This is a genomic window from Gemmatimonadota bacterium, from assembly GCA_016719105.1.
In the GTDB taxonomy this organism is placed as follows: domain Bacteria; phylum Gemmatimonadota; class Gemmatimonadetes; order Gemmatimonadales; family Gemmatimonadaceae; genus SCN-70-22.
The window spans coordinates 1-18,569 of sequence record JADKAQ010000006.1 but is presented as its reverse complement, the minus strand read 5'-3'; the positions used below and the strand labels follow the sequence as shown (position 1 = coordinate 18,569).

The following is an 18,569-nucleotide window of genomic DNA, read 5'->3' as shown; positions in this document are numbered from 1 at the left end:
CAGCTCCTCGGTGGTCGTGCCGTTGTCGCGCAGCCGCGCCGGACAGCTGGAAGGTGCCGGCCGAGGTGGTCTGGCTGGTGAGGCACTGCTGGATGGCGATCTGCACGGGCCTCGGACACGGGGGGAATTGGCGTCGTCGCAGCCCACCAACAGGGCGGCGACGGCAAGGCACGAGGTGAGGTGACGCGTCTGCACGGGTGTCTCCAGTCGAGTGAGTGATGCGCTCGCGGCTGGAGGTCAACGTCTCACCCCGGGTGGGGGGAACGCACCACGATTTGGGGAGCTGCGTGGGGGCGGTCGCCTGCGCGCCCGTAGGTGGCGCGGCGCCACCCACGCCCCCTGAACTCAGTCGGCCAGGCGCCAGCCGAACTGCGTCGCGTCTCCGGTCGACGCGCGCGGGGCGAAACGTTCGAGGGTGATGCCGCTCCCCACGAGGGACATCGTGCAGCGTCTCCGAGATCACGACGTCTCCCGGCTCGGCGAGCGAGGGGCGAGCTGTTGCGCCACATCGCCGGCAATCCCCACCGCGACGCCGTCAGACGTGCGACGCTCGCCGATGTGGAGCGAGATCCCCCCGATGCGTCCGCGCCCGAGGTCGCGGAGCCGGCGCGCGCAGGCAATCGCGCGGCTCGGCGCGTCGAAGAGCGCCGTCCACCCGTCTGGGTCGAGGCGCTCGCGACGCGGGCGGAACGCGTCGGCAATCGCGCGTTGGTCTGCCGAGCGCGGTGCCGCGACCGTGCACGTGCACGATGATCGCCAGCCAGGTGTCGGCGAGTTGGGCCTCGTCAGGCTCGGCGAGGAACTCGGCGATGGCGCGGACGAACGGTTCGCCGTTGACGAAGTAGATGTGGTCGGCGCCTGGGAACTCCAGGAGGCGCGCCCCCGGGATCTGTGCGGCGAGGAAGCGCGCCGCCTCCACCGGGACCACGCGATCGTCGCGCTGGTGGAGCACGACCGTGCGGGTGCGCAGCTGCGGCAGGAGGGGCGCTGACGTCCACGTCGCGCGCGACCTCCATCACGGCGCGCACCGCCGACGGGCTCGACGCGCCGCGCAGGAGGCGCGACCACCACGCCTTGAAGGATTCATCGTGTAGGCGCGTGGGGGCGAATCGCTCGATGGACCACGGCTGCCCCCACGACTGCTGCAACGCCTCGATGCGTCGGTCGAACTCCTCCCGCGGCGCGGCCCACGCGGGCTCGGCGCCGGTGCGTGCGACACGCGCGGTCGCCCCCAGCAGGAGCAACCCGCGCACACGTGTCGGGTGCTGCATCGCCAGGAGCAACGAGGCGGCCCCGCCCTCGGAGGTCCCCAGCACGAAGGCGCGCTTCGACCCGACGGCGTCGAGCACGGCGACCGCATCACCGACCGTCTGTTCCAGCGTCGGCGCTCCGCGCACACGATCCGAGAGCCCCACGCCGCGCTTGTCGAACAGGATGACGCGGGCCACGCGCCCCAACTGCTCGAAGAACGCGGCGTACTCCGGGTTCTCCCACCCGATCTCCAGGTGCGAGATGAAGCCGTGGAAGAAGAGGAGGTCGACCGGACCGCTCCCGACGACCTGGTACGCGATGTAGACGCCGCCGCGCTCCACGTACTGGATCGGCGAGCGGGAGACGTGCGCCAGAGCCCCGGCCGCCACCACCGCCGATGGAGGCGCGTCGCCTCCCGCCGGGGCGATGGGGAGATCCAGCAGCCCGAGCGCCGCCGCCCGACGGACCGCCTGCGTGCGGCTGGTGACGCCGAGGGTGAGATACGGCTCCTTGTTGTACCAGCGCACCGTCTCCGCCGACAGGTTGAGACGCGACGCGATGGCGCGGTCGCTCATGCCGTCGGCGATGAGACGCAGGATCTGCAGCTCGCGCTCCCTGAGGTCGCGCAAGGTACCGGCGGGCGAGGGACGATGAGTCGGGCGAGGGACGGTGCGCGATGCTACGGCACCCTCGCGGCACGGCACAAGGGCGCTCGCCGATTCAGCGCCCGTCGTCGCTCGCGGCCCCTCGCGCTGTCGGGGGCGTCGAGAAAGACGCGACTCTGCCGGATGTCGGCGGCGTCGATGCGCGTGAGCTCCTCAGCCGTGATGATCCCCCGCCGGAAACGAGGCGGCTCGCCTGGCCGCAGCTTGGCGCGATCGAAGCGCGTTGCGCACCGAGCGGTCGTTGGCGAAGTGCGGCTGCACCATGCGGCGCTCGAGGTACTCGTCGAGGGCGCGCCGCGACTCCGCATCCAGGCGGTACTGCTGCCCCGCCAGCAGCAACTCGGCGATCGTCATCAGCTCCGTGCGATCGTGGAGTCGGGGAAGTCGATGTGGTGCGCGATGCGGGAGTGAGAGCCGGGGTTGGAGCCGTAGAACGTATCCATCCGGTCCTTGTAGCCGGCGAGAATGACCACGAGGTCGTCGCGCTGGTTCTCCATGACCTGCAGGAGCATCTCGATCGCCTCCTGCCCGTAGTCGCGCTCGTTCTCGGGGCGGTAGAGGTAGTACGCCTCGTCGATGAACAGCACGCCCCCATCGCGCGCTTCACCACTTCCTTGGTCTTGGGGGCGGTGTGTCCCACGTACTGCCCCACGAGGTCGTCGCGCGTCGCGACGACGAGGTGCCCCTTCCGCACGAAGCCCAGGCGATGGAGGATCTTCGCCATGCGCATGGCCACCGTCGTCTTCCCCGTTCCGGGGCGACCAGTGAACGACATGTGCAGGGTGGGGCGATCGGTGGCCAGTCCCGCGTTCTCGCGCAGCTTGGCGATGAGCAGGAGCGAGGCGATGTCGCGGATGCGTGTCTTGACCGGACGAGCCCGACGAGGTCGCGGTCGATCTCGTCGAGCAGCTCCTGGATCTGCGAATCGCGGTAGGCGGCGCCGAGGTCGATCTGGTTGCTGGGAACGCGCGACCCTCGGCGGGACGACATGGGCGGCCGGGGATGGCGCTGGTCGTCGCGGAGGGGGACGTCGGGTCGGGAATTCCGGTCACTGGGGGCGCCGGTGCCTAACGCGAACGCCCGTACCGCTCGCCCGCCGGGGCGTCGGTGGCGGCTAGCTGTGCGTCGAGTACCGCACCTGGCGGTCACTCGCTTCCGGCGGTCGAGGCGGAAGCCCGGCTCGTGCCGTCAGCCGCTGCACGATGAACGAGAGCGCCGTCGTCTGCCGCCCCGGCGACCGATCGTAGCCACTGATGCGGATGTAGTGCTCGGGATACCGTTCGCGGCACGCCTTGAGCTCGAGCATGACCCCGATGCGTCGCGGATGTCGAACATAGGAAGGCCGAACATGTCCCAGTACACGTTCCGCGGATGCGGGTCGTCGGTGTACTCGATGGAAATCGGCCAGTCGTTGTCCAGGCAGTATTGCACCTGGGCCTTCACCTGATCGTCGGTGAGGTCGGGGAGGAAGCTGAAGGTGCCTTGGGTGATGCGCATGGCTATCGGGAAGACGAGAAGACGAGAAGACGAGAAGACGAGAGGACGAGAGGACGAGAGGACGAGACGACGAGAAGATGCGGGCGAAGCGAGCAGCCCAGCGAACGCTGGGGTCCACCGACCTAGCTTGGGGTGACTACCGCATCCGGCACATCCGTGCTCTGGAAGTCGAACGTGATGTCCTTCCAAATCTCCAGCGCCTTGCGCAGGGAAGGGGACCACTGCGCGGCGGCGGCCAGGATGTCGGGGCCTTCATTCAGGTAGTCGCGTCCTTCGTTTCTCGCCTGGATCATCGCTTCCACGGCCACACGATTGGCGGTCGCCCTTCGGCGATGCCGTCGGGGTGGCCGATGGTGCTGCCGCCGAACTGGGAGCACCACGTCCTCGCCCAGAAGTGCAGGAGCTGGTGGATCTGCCCGGCATGGATGCCGCCAGACGCAACGGGCATCACCGCCGGCATCGAGGCCCAGTCCTGCTCGAAGTAGAGCCCGAGCGTCGGGTCGATGGGCACGTGGTTGTCGCGCAGCGTCTTGTAGTAGCCCTTGGTGGTGCTGGGATCGCCCTCGAGCTTGCCGACGACCGTCCCCGCGTGGATGTGATCGACCCCCGCCAGGCGCATCCACTTCGAGATCACGCGGAACGAGACGCCGTGCGTCTTCTGCCGCGTGTAGGTGGAGTGGCCGGCGCGGTGCAGGTGGAGGATCACCCCGTGCTTGCGCGCCCACTTCGCCATCGACTGGATGGCCGTGTAGCCGATGGTGAGGTCGATCATGACGATGACGCTGCCGAGCTCCTTGGCGAAGTCGGCGCGCTCGTATCTCCTCCATCGTTCCGGCGGTGATGTTGAGGTAGTGCCCCTTCACCTCGCCCGTCACCGACTGCGCCTTGTTGACCGCCTCCATGCAGAAAGGAAGCGATCGCGCCAGCGCAGCGAAGGGCTGCGGAGTTGATGTTCTCGTCGTCCTTCACGAAGTCGAGGCCACCACGCAGGGCTTCGTAGACCACGCGCCCGTAGTTGCGCGCCGAGAGGTTCAGCTTGGGCTTGGTGGTCGCGCCTAACAACGGGCGCCCGTACTTGTTGAGGTACTCGCGCTCCATCACGATCCCGTGCGCCGGCCCCTGGAAGGTCTTGGTGTAGTGGGGCGGGATGCGCATGTCCTCGAGGCGGAGCGACTTGAGCGCCTTGAAGCCGAAGACGTTGCCGATGATCGACGACGTCAGGTTGGCGATCGACCCTTCCTCGAACAGGTCGAGGTCGTAGGCGATGTAGGCGATGAACTGGTCGGTGCCCGGGACCGGGTCGACGCGGTAGCACTTGGCCTGGTACTTCTCGTGCGCGGTGAGGCGATCGGTCCAGACGACCGTCCACGTGGCGGTCAGACGACTCACCGGCGGTGGCCGCCGAGGCTTCGATCGCGTCGACGCCGTCCTGGGGGACGAGACGGAAGGCGCAGAGGATGTCGGTCGGCTTGGGCTCGTAGTCGGGCTGCCAGTAGCCCATTTCCGCGTACGGGGTGACCCCCGACGCCCGAAAGCGGTTCTTGGGGGCGCCGTCGGCGCCGCGTGCTCCAGAGTGTCCGCCATGAATCGTCCCCGAGGTCGCGCGTAGAGGTAGGATGGTGGCGCTCGGGCGTGCCCGAGTCCGTCATGTGAATTATTTCACAAGCCCACGCCTAAGCTCTATCCCGCGCGAGACGCACACCATGACCCATCGGGGGGTGCCGGGCTGCCCGGACGGATAGGGGACTAGACGTATCCCCTTGCCGACGCCCCCGGCGTGCCGTCAGTGCGACGGGGTGAGGCGACCCCAAAGCTCTACACAGAGGTTCACTGAGGCATCACAGAGGTTCACGGAGGAGATCGGCGAAAGGTATACACCGGGTTGAGTGGTGAGCACTGGACCGGGTTGATGGGTGAGGACGCGCCGCATCGGGCGTAGGCTTTCCGGCACCGACCGGAGGGACTGATGCCCTGGAGTGTGCCTGATCCCATGTCGATCCGTCTGCAGTTCGTCGCCGAGGCGCTGCGCGGCGTGCGCCCGATCGTGGCCGTGTGCGCTGCCTATGGCATCAGCGAGAAGACGGGCCAGAAATGGCTGGCCCGCTTCCGCGCGTTGGGGCTCCCCGGCCTCGCGGAGCGCTCGCATGCACCGGCGACGTGCCCGCACCGCACGCCGGCGCCGCAACGCGCCGCCCTCCTCGCGTGTCGCCGCGCCCATCCCACCTGGGGAGCGCGCAAGCTGCGCGCGGCGTGTCAGGCCGCCGCCCCCGCGCTCGCGTGGCCGGCGCCGAGCACCATCACCACGCTCCTCGCCGAGGCGGGCCTGCTGGCGCCCCGGCGGCGGCGCCCGCGCGCGCGGCTCGATCGCACGGACCGGGGCCCGGCGCACGCCGCCGCGCCCAACGACCTGTGGACGCTCGACTACAAGGGCCAGTTCCGCACCGGCGATGGCCGCTGGTGCTATCCCTTCACCATCGTCGATGCGGCGACGCGCATGCTGCTCGCGTGTGTGGCGCATCCCGCGCCTGGGACGACCGCCGCGCAGCGGGTCCTCGCCCGGTGCTTCCGCACCTATGGCCTGCCGCTCGCGATCCTCAGTGATAACGGCGCCCCGTTCGGCGCCGTGCACGCCCCGCGCGGGCTCTCCCGTCTGAGCTGCTGGTTCGCCGCGCTCGGCATCACCCCGCGCTTCACCGTCCCCGGGCATCCCGAGCACAATGGGCGCCATGAGCGGCTCCATCGCACGCTCAAGGCCGAAGCCACGAGCCCCCCAGCGGCGACGCGGCGCGCGCAGCAGGCGCGTTTCGACGCCTGGCGGGCCGAGTACAACACCGTCCGACCCCACGCCGCGTTAGACGACCAGCCGCCGGCGAGTCGGTACCAGTCCTCGGCCACGCCCTACCCCCGCGGCGGCCCCCCGCCCCTCGTCTATCCATCGCATTTCGTCGCGCGCCGGGTCACTCAGGCCGGCCTCATTTGGTGGCAGCAGCACGACATCTACATCTCCCAAGCCTTCACCGGCTACACGTTAGGCCTCGCTCCCGTGTCCGCCACGTGCCATGATGTGTACCTCGCGGACCTCCTGTTGGGGTCCGTCGACCTGTCCGCCCGTCGCTTCATCCCGCTCACCGAGGCGCTCCGCTCACCCATCAACCCGGGCTAAGGCTCACCACTCAACCGGTTCATACCGGTTCAAACGCGGACTTCCTCTGTGAACCTCTGTGTTTCCTCAGTGAACCTCTGTGTCCTGCTTTTCCCCAGGGTCCAACGTCGACCTAGTCCTTGTCCTTGGCCGTCCCTAGCCTCTCGTGCAAAGAACGACCTGGCCGCCAAGCATGGTCAGCACGCTCATCGTCGCCGGTAGCTTGTCGGGCGTCGCGGTGAACAGGTCCTGCGACAGCACCACGAGATCGGCGAGCATTCCCGGCGCGATCGTCCCGCGTTCCCGCTCGGCAAAGGCCGCGAACGCCGCTGTGCGTGTGTAGGCAATCACCGCCTGCTCGCGCGTGAGTGCCTCGGTCGGGACGTTAGGGTGCAGTGTCGCCAGCATCACGTTGAGCCCCGGCTCCAGCGGGACCGTCGCTGCCGATGGCGAGCGTCACCCCGGAGTCGAGCAGCAGGCGCATCATGTCGATGCGTCGCAGTCGCTCGGCCCCCATCGCGCGTGCATGATCTCGGGGATGGCCAGGTGCGCCGGGTTCTGCACGACGATGATCCAGCTTCTTGATGTCGGCGAGCTGGTCGCGGCCGAGTGCGTCGGCGTGCTCGAGCCGCGCGCCGCAGCGCGCGCCAGGCGCTGTCCGGCCCCTCGGCGCGCATCGCCGCGATGACGAGGGCGATGGTGCTGTCCCCAACGGCGTGCAGCAGGGTGCTCACGGCGACGCAGCGCGTCGCGCACGATGCGCGCAGGGTGTCGAAGGGGATTGGCCCGCCCGTACCACCCCCGGCGGCACGGCCGCCGCATGAGCGAGCTGTTCCACCGGCGTCCCGTCGAGCACCCACTTCACGCCGGAGATGTGCGTGGTGGGGGCGAGCGCGGTGTCGGCACCGCTCACGCGCCAGTCGTTTGAGATGACGCGGGCCCGCCGCGATGGGGGAAAGCGAATCACCCGATGGTGGGGGCGCATGGCGCTCGCCCGCCGCGCAACGGCGCGCGCCCCCGGTCGAGTTCGTAGCCCACGGTCATGTCCTGCACCGAGGTGATCCCCATCGCCAGGACTTGCTCCCCGTAGCGCTGCACCGACCCCGCGAAGAGCGAGTCGCCTCGCGCCTTGCCGAGGCGGCGCTGCGTGCCGTAGATCGCGTATTCGTCGATGCGTCCGGTGGTGCGCCCCGACGCGTTGCGCCCGAGCCACCCGCCTAACGGGTCCGGGGCTTCGAGGAGCCCGGTCTCGCGCATGGCGCGCGTGTTGAGAGCGGCGCCGTGCCCCGACCAGCAGTTGATCCACACCAGGTGGTCGGGACGACGGAGTCGAGGACGAAGCGCGTGGCGCGCGGATCATCGAACGCGCCCGCCCACGCTCGACTGAGCCACACATCCTGGGGTGCGCCTGGCGACGGCCGCGGAGTGAGTCGAGCAGCGGCTGCAGCGTCGGAGCGGGGTGGGCGACGGATCGACGGTCACGTCGACCGAGCGCGGCCCCGAGAGCCCGACGTGCGCGTGCGCATCGTCGAAGCCCGGGACGACGGTGCGCCCCTCGAGTGCGATCCGTCGGGTGCGCTCGCCGGCCAGCCGCTCGATCTCGGCGGTGGTCCCCACCGCGACGATGCGGTCGCCGCGCACCGCGATCGCCTGCACCCACGGCTTCGCCGGATCGCTGGTGAAGACCTTGCCGCCGGTGAGGATCACATCGGGGGCGCCCCCCTGGGCCGACACGACGCGCAGGGGGAGGGCGCAGCACACGAGCGCCGCGCCAAGGAGTCGGACCGCGCTTCGCACCATGGCGCACCCACCTCGGAAAATGATGAAGGGATGAGGAGACGCACGGCTCGTGGTCTCCTCATCCCACAACTCGGCTGCACGACTGCGTTAGCGTCGCGGCGCGCGCTCGCGCAGGTACACCGCCACGGCTTCGGTGCGGTTCCCGACGCTCAGCTTCATGTACAGGTTCTGCAGGTGGAACTTGACGGTGTTCTCGCTCACCCGGAGCCGTCGCGCGATCTCGGCGTTGGTGGCCCCTTCGGCCAGCAGCGCGAGCACCGACTCCTCGCGCTCGGTGAGCTGGCGCGGGTCCGACGACGTCGACTTGCCTAACAACCAGCGCTTTGCCGCCAGCGGGAAGACGAGCTGCCCGCGATAGACCTGGCGGATCGCGTCGACCGTGTTGCGCGGCGGGTCGGTCTTGAGCGCGTAGCCGTCGGCCCCGCCGTCGAGCGCGGCGCGCATCGACGTCCCGTCGCCGTACGCCGAGAGGACGAGGACGCGCACCGGGATCTTCTCGGTGCGGATGCGTTCGAGGCAGGCGAGCCCGCTCATCGTCCCCATCTCGAGGTCGAGCACGACGACGTCGGGGCGGTGGGCGCGCAGCTGGTCCATCACCTGCGCCCCGTCCGTCGCCGCCCCCACCACCTGCATGTCGGGTTGCGAGTCGAGGAGCGAGCGCAGCCCCTCCAGCACGAGGGCGTGGTCGTCGGCGAGCAGAATGCGGGAAGGCGCGGTGTCATATGGCGTCGACCTCGGCGGTCACGCGCGTCCCCTGGTCGGGGCGCTGGAAAGTTCAAAGGGAGCCGCCGGTCATCTCGACACGGTCGCGCATCCCGCGCAGCCCGAAGTGCGATTCGCCGAGGGCGTCGGTGGTGTCGAAGCCGGCGCCGTTGTCGATCATCCTGGGGCGAAGGCGCGGACGGGGACCGGTGCGCACGGCGCGCAACGAGACGTTCACCTTGCTCGCGCCGCCGTGGCGGTGGGCGTTGGAGAGCCCTTCCTGCAGGATGCGATAGAGGCGCGATACGCACGGGAGGTCTTCCTGCGGGAGCTCTCATCGGCCTCGATGGCGATCTGCGTGTCCGTCAGGTGCTCGTGCTGCAGGAGCAATTCATCCACGAGCTGGCGCAGCGGGCGATGTTCGAACTCCGGGGCGCGGAAGGCGCCAATGAAGGAGCGCACCTCGGTGAGCCCGTCCTCGAGCAGCTTCCGGATGCGGTCCTTGCGCTACAGAACCTCGGCGTCGACGTCGGGCGAGCGCTGCAGCGCGGCTCCCATGAGGTCGAGCTGCGAAAGGGCCAGCATACATGTGCTGCACCGGGCCATCGTGGATGTCGAGGAGGATGCGCTGGAGCTCCCACTCGGTGATGGCGAGCATGCGACGCGAGGCGCCAACCTCGCGTCCCGGCGTCGGGGCGTTCCTGCGGGTTCGGAGCAGTTGGTGAGGTCACGCTTGTGCTGCCTCCGTGAGTGACACGTGATGACAAGGTCGACGTTGGCGTTCCGCGACGTGGAGGAGGCGTCGCAGGGGCGCCGAACGGCACCTGACGACAATGTGCGCGGTCTCATCGATTCCTGCGAGGGGATGAGGCACGACAGTTCGTCGCCCCTCGCGGGACGCCGCGCGCCGCGTGGTCCTCTGGTCGGTGACCTGGGCGCTCGCTAGGCTTGAAGCAGCCCCCGTGAACCCGATGACGACCGACGCACCGGGAAATCCCCCGATCCGCTGATCGACGAGACCGTCGCCCACCTCCAGGCGCTGGTGCGCCTCGACACGAAGTAATCCCCGGGACGCGAGATGGCGGTGGCGCGCTACCTGGATACGGTGCTCCGCGAGGCGGGGGTCGAGACGTGGCTGGACGAGCCGGCGCCCGAGCGCGCCGCCTTCATCGCCCGCATCCGCGGCGACGGCTCCCAGCGCCCGCTGCCCTGATGGCGCACATGGACGTGGTCGGGGTCGAGGCGGCGAAGTGGTCGGTCCCCGTTCGGCGCCGAGATCCGGCGACGGCTACCTCTACGGGCGCGGCGCGATCGACGACAAGGGGATGCTCGCCTGCAACCTGATGGCGATGCTCCTTGTTAGGCGCGCCATCGTCGCCACCGGGACCCTCCCCACGCGTGACGTCATCCTCCTGGCCACCTCCGACGAGGACCCGGGGGATCTTCGGGATCGACTGGGTCCTGGAGCACCGGCGCGACCTGGTGGAGGCCGAGTACGCCCTCAACGAAGGGGGCGCGTGCGGTCGTCGACGGGCGCGCTCTACGCCGCCGTGCAGTGTGCCGAGAAGGTGCCCACAACGGGATCGTCACGGCGCGCGGCCCCGGCGGGCACGCGCGCGGTCCCCACGGGGCAACGCGATCACCCGCCTGACACCGCCATCGCGCATCACGGCCCACGAGGAGCCGCTCGCCCTCGGCGCGGTGACGCGGCAGTTCTTCGATGCGCTGTCGCACGTCTGGCCCGACGCCACGCTGCGCCGCGCCAGGGCCGACGTTGCATCTGGCGACCCGGCGCGCGTGGCCACGGGCGAACGTACCCTGTCGGGGACACCGTCGATGAACGCGGTGCTGCGCAACGGCATCTCCCCACGCTCATCAGCGGCGGGACGCGCTCCAACGTGATCCCCACCGAGGCCGAGGCGACGCTCAACATCCGCACGCTCCCGGCGACTCGATCGAGGATGTGATCGAACGCATGCGCCGTGGTGGCGACCCCAACGTGTCGTTCCGCGTGCGCGCCAGCGGCGACGACGCGCCGGAGTCGCCGATCGACTCGCCCATGTACCGGGCCCTCGTCGACAGCGTCGCCGCGCTCGACGGCCGCATCCGCACCGTCCGTATCTCAGCACCGGCGCCACCGACTCCGCCACGCTCCGCAGGCGGGGATCCTGCCACGGCATCCTTCCGTTCCCCCTCACGCAGGAGGACGAGGATCGCATGCACGGCCACGACGAACGCGTGAGCCTCGACGCGCTCGGCTTCGGCGTTCGGCTGGTGCACGGAATAGTTCAACGGATGACTCGTGTGTAGTTGCTCCGACTCGTCTTCCCGTCTTCTCGTCTCCCCGTCTTCTGAATCCCCATGCCCACCGCCGTCATCACCGGAGCCAGCAAGGGCATCGGCCGCGCCATCGCCCTTCGCCTCGCCCCGTCCTACGACATCGTCGCCCTCGCCCGCTCCGGATGCGCACTGCGCTCGTTGGGTGCGGAGATCGCCCCCAGGCAGGGCGATGCGCCACCATCGGTGTCGACCTTCAAGCGCGACCCGGCGGCGTTACCACCGCCCTCAACGGGGTGCGTCGACGTCCTCGTCAACAACGCCGCCGTCCTGCACAAGAAGGCGTTCATCGACCTCGCGCCGACCGAATGGTCGGAGATGATGGACGTCAGCGGCTGTACGCCATCTGCCACGCCGCGCACGCCGTCCTCCGGGGATGATCGCCAAGGGGCCGGGCACGGTCCATCGTCTCGTCCATCGTAGGGCGCGGCGGTCGATCGGTCGGCCGGAGCGGCTACAACGCGACCAAACACGCCGTGCGGGCGCTGAGCGAAACCTCATGCTTTCGGTGCGCGATTACGGAGTCAAGGTCTCGCTCGGTGATGCCGGGATCGGTCGCGACGAGCTTTCCCTGGCGCTCAAGGTGGAATGGGCGCTCCGCCCCGAAGATGTCGCCGGGACGGTGGCACAGATCCACACGATAAGGCCGGCGCACGCCCTGACGTTCATGGTCGAGTTGCGGGCCGCGCGGCCGCAATGCTCGCGCGTCGTCCCGTCCAACGGAGTCTCAGGGAGATCCGGCTCCGGCGGCTGAACCTCGGGCCTCGTGGGCGGTGCTGCCGCACCACGCGGGCACGCGTCCAACGCCCGAGGGCACGGGCGACTTTTCGTGTGATTGCAGCGCGGGGCCGTGGTGTCGTCCGGTCTCTCGCGTCGCTCGTGTTCCTGACAGAGATCCCAGGGAGGTCTCTCGTCCGTCAGAAGCATCTCCGACGTGTATTTCACACATCGATATGATCTTTGCGGGCCGTCGCCGCTCCCCTACCGCGCACGCCAACCCTGCCGCTCGCGCAGCGGCTGACCCTCCACCCAGCGGTCCCGCGGACACGGGACTGTCGCCGTCACCCATCGGAGCAGCACGCGCACAGGGCGACGCTTTGCAACTGCGTGTCTCGGACTTAAACCTGGTGGCATGTTCCTCGGCTGACGCGCCGGCGTCCCGCGATCCGCTTGCTGGCGCAGCGGCAAGCGTTGCCCTGCCCGTCGGGACGCTCCAGGTGGCGTTTTCCCCCGCGTTTATAACCCATCACAAGGACGTCACCCGCCAAGATCGTCATCAACCTCGAGACGCGCGAAGTGCGCAAGCGCCTCGCCGACGGCGTGAATACACGTTCTGGACCTTTGGCGGCTCCGTGCCGGGCAAGTTCATCCGCGGTGCGCGCGGGCGACCAGGTCGAGTTCCACCTCAGCAACCACCCGTACAGCAGCATGCCGCACAACATCGACCTGCACGCCGTGACGGGTCCGGGCGGCGGGGCGTCGTCGTTCACGGCGCCGGGCCACGAGTCGCAGTTCACGTTCAAGGCGCTCAACCAGGGCCTCTACGTCTACCACTGCGCCACCGCGCCGGTGGGCATGCACATCGCCAACGGCATGTACGGCCTGATCCTGGTCGAACCCGCCGAGGGCATGCCCAAGGTCGACCGCGAGTTCTATGTCATGCAGGGCGACTTCTATACGGAGGGCGGCATGGCGGAGACCGGCCTGCAGCCCTTCGACATGCAGCAGGCGATGCGCGAGGAACCCGAGTACGTCGTGTTCAACGGCTCGGTCGGCGCGCTCACGGGCGACAACGCGCTCAAGGCGAAGGTCGGCGAGACCGTGCGCATCTACATGGGCAACGGTGGTCCGAACCTCGTGTCGAGCTTCCCACGTGATCGGCGAGATCTTCGACAAGGTCTACGCCGAGGGCGGCATCTGGCCAATCCGAACGTGCAGACCACGCTCATTCCGCCGGCGGGTCGGCGATCGTCGAGTTCAAGGTCGATGTCCGCCGGCACCTTCATCCTCGTGGATCACTCGATCTTCCGGGCCTTCAACAAGGGCGCGTTAGGCATGCTCGAAGGTCGAGGGGCGGGAACAAGACGGCTGTACTCGGGCAAGCAGGATGACCTGGTCTACCTCCCCGAAGGCGGTGCGCGATCCAGGCGTCGGCGAAGGGGGCGAGCGCCGGCCCGGCGGCGAACCCACGCAGCGGGCGCATCGCGCGCGGCAAGCGCGGTCTTTGCCGCCGATTGCGCCGCCTGCCACCAGCTCGGCGGCAAGGGGTCCCGGGGCGTTCCCGCCGCTCGCCAAATCGACTACCTCATGGCGGACAGGCGCGTGCGATCGGCATCGTCATGGGCGGTCTGGCTGCAAGGTCACGGTGAACGGTCAGCAGTTCAACGGCGTGATGCCGGCGCTGACCCTCGGCAACGAGGACGTCGCGACCGTGTTGTCGTGCGTGCGGACGGACTTCGGCAACCGCGCCACGGACCTCGTGTCGTTGCGCATGTCCGGCGTGTGCGCGCCGCGCGTCCCCGAAACCCTGACGGGAGCGCAGCGTGCGGTTGGAGTCGTCCGTGCGCTTGCCTGCTGTCTCGATCATGCTCGTTGCATGTGCGGCGGCGCCTGGCGCGCCGCCGCGGTCGCCCGCCGTTCACCGCTACCGCACGGTGACGGAGGTCACGTGCGCCGTTCTACCTCGCGGGGTCGCGGACACGGGGCTAGCGGTGGCGGCGTACCAGCTCGCCGAACGCGCCGTAAACATCGCCGACTTTCTCCGGTTTGTCGTCGCCAGGCCGGGGGTGGCGGCGGTCGCTTGCTGTCGCGCCTGTCGGCCGATCCGCCTATCTGCGGCATTGGATGGGCGACACCGTGCTGGGACCCGACGTGGCGGCATCGGCACCGGTGGTCAACGTGTCGTGGTTCGCGGCGCACGCGTACGCCGAGTGGAGCAAAGCGCGCCTCCCGACCACGGCGGAGTGGGAGTTGGCAGCCGGTCGCTTCCGGCGCGCGCTTAGCGGCACGAACAACCGTCTGCGGGCGCTCCTGGTGGCGACGGCTGGTGCGCAAGTGTCGGGTGCGGCGGCGAGCGCCACCCTCCGCCTGACGAGCGATGACCGGGTAGTGGGGCTGCACGGCGGGCCCTCAGGGTCGAGTCGACGGCTTCCAAAACGCCGTCGTCACCAGTGGCGGAAGTCGCGGCAGACGGCACGCCAGATGACGGCCTGTTCTGCGCTGGCGAGCGCTGCCGCTTTCGGCCGATCCCGGCAACTACACGGCCTTCATGCGCTACGCCGTCCGCGGATCGCTGCGAGGCTCGTATGCGCTGGCGACACTTGGGTTCCGCACGGCGCGTGACGCGGCACCACTCCTGCCTCGAGGCAAACGATGAAAAGCTGTCTGTACACGGTGCGCTGGGCACTCATGATCGCTGGCGCCCTGATGCAACTCTCCGCCGCCGCGCAGGCGCAGGCGCAGGCGCAGGCGCAGGCGCAGGCGCAGGCGCAGGCGCAGGCGCGGGACGGGACGGGGGCCCTCCCCGATCATTCGCTCTACCGCCTCACCGGCCGGTGGACCAACCACGACGGCCGCTCGCTCGCGCTCGCCGAGCTACGCGGTGAGACGGTGGTACTCGCGATGGTGCACGCCTCCTGCACGGTGACCTGCCCGCTCATCACCCGGGAGATGCGGTCGGTGCGGCGCGCCTTCCGCCGGGCGTGCGCGCGCGCGACGCTACGTCTCGCCTCGTTCGATCCGGCGCGCGATTCGGTCGGCACGTTGCGGCGCCACGTGGGCGATGGCGCTCGACGCGCGGTGGCTGCCTTGCGCGGTGCGCCGCCGGAACAGCTCGCCGTGCTGCTGGTCGTCAGCTACCGTCGGCTGCCAAGCGGGGACTTCGACCATTCGAACGCCCATCGGCGTGCTCGACGCGGATGGGGTGCTGCGCTTTCAGTCGCCGCGCGTCCCCGGCGACCGCGCGGCGCTAGGCAAGGGCCGTCGTGGCGGCAACACGGACGCCTGCTTCTGCCCGTTAGACATCCTCCTCATCGCTTCCTGGTCCAGGCCCTTCCCATGCGTGCCATTCCCGCGTTGCTCTGCGCGACCGTGTGCACCCTGGCCGGCGGGATGTGCATCGCCTCGCCCGGGCAGGCCCAACCGGCGCCACGCGCGTCGCGCCCCCCTTCGAGGAACCTCCGCTTTCGCGAAAACCCGGTCGGTGGCGCCCCGTGGCGATCCGCCGGATCCGCTCGAGCCATGACGCCGAGCGATGCGCGGCGCGTGGCTCTCACCTGGGGGCACTGCGTGTCGTGGCGATCGGTCCGGCGTTTCCTCGGTGGTGGGACTGGGACGCGCACGGTGCTTTCGCGGTGCGCGCACCTGCACGCCGACCTCCATCTGAGGGATACCGCGGCTTCGTGGAAGGTCGCGCGTGGCCGACGTGGCCGGGCGCGAACTGCCAGAGCGGGGCGCGCCCCTCGATCACAGTCGCGGAGACCTTGGCAACGCCTTCGTCGAGTTGGCGGGCACGCTGAGCGGCGCGCGCACCGCGGCGCGGTTCGGCCGTCAGGAGTTGCTCCTGGGGCGCGAACGCATCATCTCGCCGCTCGACTGGGCCAACGTGCGTCGGGTGTTCGAGGGGGCAACGTGGAGGTTCGGCGCGGAGCGCTGGCGTTCAACGCCTCCTCGGTTCGTCCGCTCGTCATGCTCCCGCTCCGGCGCGGCATCGCCGACGACGTCACGCGCCTCTGGGGCACGACGGTCGCGCATGGCGAGCCGGCGCGAGAGGGGGCGCGTGTTGGAAAGCGCGGTGTTGGTGAAGTCGGTGCGCGGGGTGGAGTCCCTCCGCGGGCAAGACGGGCCACCGCGACGACGCGCCTCGTCACGCCCATCGTCGTTCCGATCTTGCCCTCGAGGTCGAGGGCGGTGTCCAACGCGTGGAGGGGACGGGCGGCGCCACGGGCGACGATGTTCGCCACCGACCTTTCGCGTCGGTCGCCAGCGCGACCCGGTCGCCGTCTGTCACCATTGGCCTCGACCGCGCGAGCGGCACGAGACAGGGGTGCCGGCTCAGGGCGGCACGTGGGATCAGTTGTATCCGCTGGGACACGCGGCGTACGCGGGGTTCGCTGACGCCCTGGGCGTCGCAACCTGATGGAGGGAGCGCATCGTCACGCAGTTCTCCCCGCCTTCATTCGTTCGGATCAGGACCTCGGCACACGCCTTTCAACGCCTTCGGCGGCCGACGCCGCCGTACGATGTCGCGGGGGATCTTCCGATCCGCGAGCGCCACCGCGACGTCGCGCGACGTCGGCGAGAAGATCGACGTCGCGCTGCGGTGGCGCTGGCGTCACCTGCGCGGACGGCGGCGTCGCGCGGTTCACACCTGGCCGGTTCCCCACCAGGCAAGTGCGCTCCGCTCGTGGATCTTCTCGTCAATCACCGCGACGTTCTGATGACGTACCGCGCTCGTCCCTCTGAGACGCGTCGGACGTCGTCGAATGCGGGGCATCACGGCGCGCCTGTTCTTCACGGCGCGCGCTCCCCGCGTTGGACTCCCCGCCCGTGCCCAAGACTGTCCGCGGACCCTCGACGGGCTGCGATCGACCAAACCTGTCCTCCCCACCTCGACCACGCCGGAGTCGCTGCGTGAGTTGATGCCGTGCGCGAAATCGTGCACCCCTTCCTCAACGCCGACCGTCCCGGGGAAGTCTTCCGGTTCTCCCTCGACCGCGTCAGTCCGCTGGTCGGGCGACCTTCGCCACCGTGTACCTCGTCGACGGCGTCTCCGGCTCATGCACCTCGTGGCCGCACACAACTTCCCGAGCGCTACCAACCGTGGCTCGGCGAAATGCGCGTTCGACTCGGCTTCGGCCCCAGCGGCCTGACGGCGGCCGAGAAGCGCATCATCGGGGTCCCCGTCTTCGCCGATTCGACCTCGACGACTGGGTCGAGGTGGCGTCGGAGCTCGGCTTCAAGTCGCTCGTCGCCCTTCCGCTAGACGGCCAACAAGGTGCGGAGGCGGTGACGTTCTACTTCGCCGACTCGGGGTCGCGCGCAAGGAGTCCGCGGCTGATGCGCCTGGTCCCGACCAGATGGCGCCACGGCGGAAAAGGCGTCGCTCATCGAGCCCGGTGCGGCGGACCAACGCGGCGCTCACCGAGGATAACGCCGGCTGGAGGACAGTACGCCCGCCGTCGTCGGGGCGCGCCGGGCCAAGGACGAGTTCTGGCCAACATCTCTCATGAGCTGCGCACCGCTCACCTCGGTGCTGGGCTACATCTCCATCCTGCAGGAGGAGCTCTCCGGGCCGCTCACCGACGGGCAACGCACCACCTGCTGCACGTGAAGCGGTCAGCGAACGGTTGGTGGGACCTCATCGAATCTGCTGGGCTCACGACGCTGCGCGAGGTGACATCTCGCTCATCGTCGAGGAGTTCGACCCGGCGCTGGTGCTCCAGGAAGTCGGTGGCCACGGTGGCGGGGCGGCCGAACGGTGCAGCTGCGGGTCGGCAGGCCCCCCGTTCCTGCCGCGCATGAAGTCGGATCCGGAAAATCGCCCATCTTCGTTACCTTGCTCGGCAACGCCTGCCGGTTCACCGCGCGCGGGCACGTGCGTAATTGGCGTGACGCTGGTGGGCGACCGGGTGCATTATCGCGTCTCGGACACCGGGATCGGGATCCCCTTCGAAGCGCAGGCGACCGTTTTCGAGGAGGTTCCGCCAGGTCGATGGCTCGGTCACGCGCCGCTATCCCGGCTCGGGTCTGGGGCTCGCGTTGGCGCGGCGGCTCTCCGGCTGTTGGGGAGACGTGGAATGGTATCGGCAACGGGGCTCGGGACGAGGCTTCACCGTCTCGCTCCCGCTGGAGTTCGAACCTGCGCGCGACGCGCAGGGCAACCTCACGATCCCGTAATCCCGGGCATGACCCAACGACGCACGATGCAGGATGCGCACGACGCTCGCCCCGCCGATGTCCTGGCGGCGGCGAAGGGGTTCAACTTCTCCCGTCGCATCAGCATCTACGCCGCCTTCCCCGAGCGGGGAGAGCGCCGCGCACCTCACGCTGCTGCGGGCGAGAGAAAAGATCGTGATCGGCGCCATCCCGCGCGACAGGGCGACGCTGGTCACCGGGGCCTCGTACATGTTCGACGCGCAGGTGTCGCGCTTCTTGGCGACGTTGCCGCGCGCCGC

At 69.5% G+C, this 18,569-nt stretch carries 12 protein-coding genes and 4 pseudogenes; 7 read left to right on the top strand and 9 right to left on the bottom strand.

Annotated features, from left to right (window positions below; translation table 11 throughout):
• Nucleotides 1–785: 785 nt before the first annotated feature.
• The 4 genes and pseudogenes from IPN47_10495 to IPN47_10480 form a co-directional block, all read right to left on the bottom strand.
• Entirely contained in the window at nucleotides 786–1,880 is a 1,095-nt protein-coding gene (locus IPN47_10495) for an alpha/beta fold hydrolase (protein ID MBK9408457.1), read from the bottom strand.
• Nucleotides 1,881–1,930: 50 nt separating this feature from the next.
• A pseudogene (gene cbbX, locus IPN47_10490) lies at nucleotides 1,931–2,906 on the bottom strand (CbbX protein).
• 77 nt (nucleotides 2,907–2,983) lie between these two features.
• Nucleotides 2,984–3,413 (bottom strand): annotated as a pseudogene (locus tag IPN47_10485) (ribulose bisphosphate carboxylase small subunit).
• 122 nt (nucleotides 3,414–3,535) lie between these two features.
• Nucleotides 3,536–4,914 (bottom strand): annotated as a pseudogene (locus IPN47_10480) (form I ribulose bisphosphate carboxylase large subunit).
• A 489-nt stretch (nucleotides 4,915–5,403) separates the two neighbouring features.
• Between IPN47_10480 and IPN47_10475 the strand changes: the two are divergent.
• A complete protein-coding gene (locus tag IPN47_10475; GenBank protein MBK9408456.1) occupies nucleotides 5,404–6,576 on the top strand; it encodes an IS481 family transposase in 1,173 nt (390 codons plus the stop codon).
• Nucleotides 6,577–6,711: 135 nt separating this feature from the next.
• On the opposite strand, the gene IPN47_10470 is transcribed toward IPN47_10475, so the two are convergent.
• From IPN47_10470 to IPN47_10450, 5 genes and pseudogenes are all read right to left on the bottom strand, one after another.
• On the bottom strand, nucleotides 6,712–6,963 hold the full coding sequence (locus tag IPN47_10470; protein ID MBK9408455.1) for an amidohydrolase family protein: 252 nt from the start codon (nucleotides 6,961–6,963) through the stop codon (nucleotides 6,712–6,714).
• 75 nt (nucleotides 6,964–7,038) lie between these two features.
• Nucleotides 7,039–7,311 carry a hypothetical protein gene (locus IPN47_10465; GenBank protein MBK9408454.1) on the bottom strand — a complete coding sequence of 91 codons (273 nt, stop codon included), beginning with the start codon at nucleotides 7,309–7,311 and terminating at the stop codon, nucleotides 7,039–7,041.
• Nucleotides 7,312–7,518: 207 nt separating this feature from the next.
• Nucleotides 7,519–7,863, bottom strand: coding sequence for a hypothetical protein (locus IPN47_10460; protein ID MBK9408453.1), 345 nt, complete (start codon nucleotides 7,861–7,863; stop codon nucleotides 7,519–7,521).
• A 48-nt stretch (nucleotides 7,864–7,911) separates the two neighbouring features.
• The gene (locus IPN47_10455) at nucleotides 7,912–8,355 is read right to left on the bottom strand and encodes a hypothetical protein (GenBank protein MBK9408452.1); all 444 of its coding nucleotides are present in this window, start codon (nucleotides 8,353–8,355) and stop codon (nucleotides 7,912–7,914) included.
• Between the two features lie 87 nt (nucleotides 8,356–8,442).
• Nucleotides 8,443–9,066: pseudogene (locus IPN47_10450) on the bottom strand (response regulator transcription factor).
• A 1,241-nt stretch (nucleotides 9,067–10,307) separates the two neighbouring features.
• On the opposite strand from IPN47_10450, the gene IPN47_10445 reads away from it, so the two are divergent.
• The 6 genes from IPN47_10445 (at nucleotide 10,308) to IPN47_10420 (ending at nucleotide 16,531) form a co-directional block, all read left to right on the top strand.
• Nucleotides 10,308–11,024, top strand: coding sequence for a M20/M25/M40 family metallo-hydrolase (locus IPN47_10445; protein ID MBK9408451.1), 717 nt, complete (start codon nucleotides 10,308–10,310; stop codon nucleotides 11,022–11,024).
• Between the two features lie 394 nt (nucleotides 11,025–11,418).
• Entirely contained in the window at nucleotides 11,419–11,817 is a 399-nt protein-coding gene (locus tag IPN47_10440; protein ID MBK9408450.1) for an SDR family NAD(P)-dependent oxidoreductase, read from the top strand.
• An 85-nt stretch (nucleotides 11,818–11,902) separates the two neighbouring features.
• A complete protein-coding gene (locus IPN47_10435) occupies nucleotides 11,903–12,148 on the top strand; it encodes a hypothetical protein (protein ID MBK9408449.1) in 246 nt (81 codons plus the stop codon).
• Between the two features lie 620 nt (nucleotides 12,149–12,768).
• The gene (locus tag IPN47_10430) at nucleotides 12,769–14,052 is read left to right on the top strand and encodes a hypothetical protein (protein ID MBK9408448.1); all 1,284 of its coding nucleotides are present in this window, start codon (nucleotides 12,769–12,771) and stop codon (nucleotides 14,050–14,052) included.
• Nucleotides 14,053–14,238: 186 nt separating this feature from the next.
• On the top strand, nucleotides 14,239–14,736 hold the full coding sequence (locus tag IPN47_10425; GenBank protein ID MBK9408447.1) for an SUMF1/EgtB/PvdO family nonheme iron enzyme: 498 nt from the start codon (nucleotides 14,239–14,241) through the stop codon (nucleotides 14,734–14,736).
• 1,045 nt (nucleotides 14,737–15,781) lie between these two features.
• Entirely contained in the window at nucleotides 15,782–16,531 is a 750-nt protein-coding gene (locus tag IPN47_10420) for an alginate export family protein (protein ID MBK9408446.1), read from the top strand.
• Nucleotides 16,532–18,569: the final 2,038 nt, after the last annotated feature.

Excerpts from the sequence above, each read along its gene's own strand:
- IPN47_10470 (MBK9408455.1), bottom strand. The coding sequence starts at position 6,963 with ATGCTGGCGACACTGCACCCTAACGTCCCGACCGAGGCACTCACGCGC.
- IPN47_10475 (MBK9408456.1), top strand. The coding sequence starts at position 5,404 with ATGTCGATCCGTCTGCAGTTCGTCGCCGAGGCGCTGCGCGGCGTGCGC.
- IPN47_10440 (MBK9408450.1), top strand. The coding sequence starts at position 11,419 with ATGCCCACCGCCGTCATCACCGGAGCCAGCAAGGGCATCGGCCGCGCC.
- IPN47_10455 (MBK9408452.1), bottom strand. The coding sequence starts at position 8,355 with ATGGTGCGAAGCGCGGTCCGACTCCTTGGCGCGGCGCTCGTGTGCTGC.
- IPN47_10425 (MBK9408447.1), top strand. The coding sequence starts at position 14,239 with ATGGGCGACACCGTGCTGGGACCCGACGTGGCGGCATCGGCACCGGTG.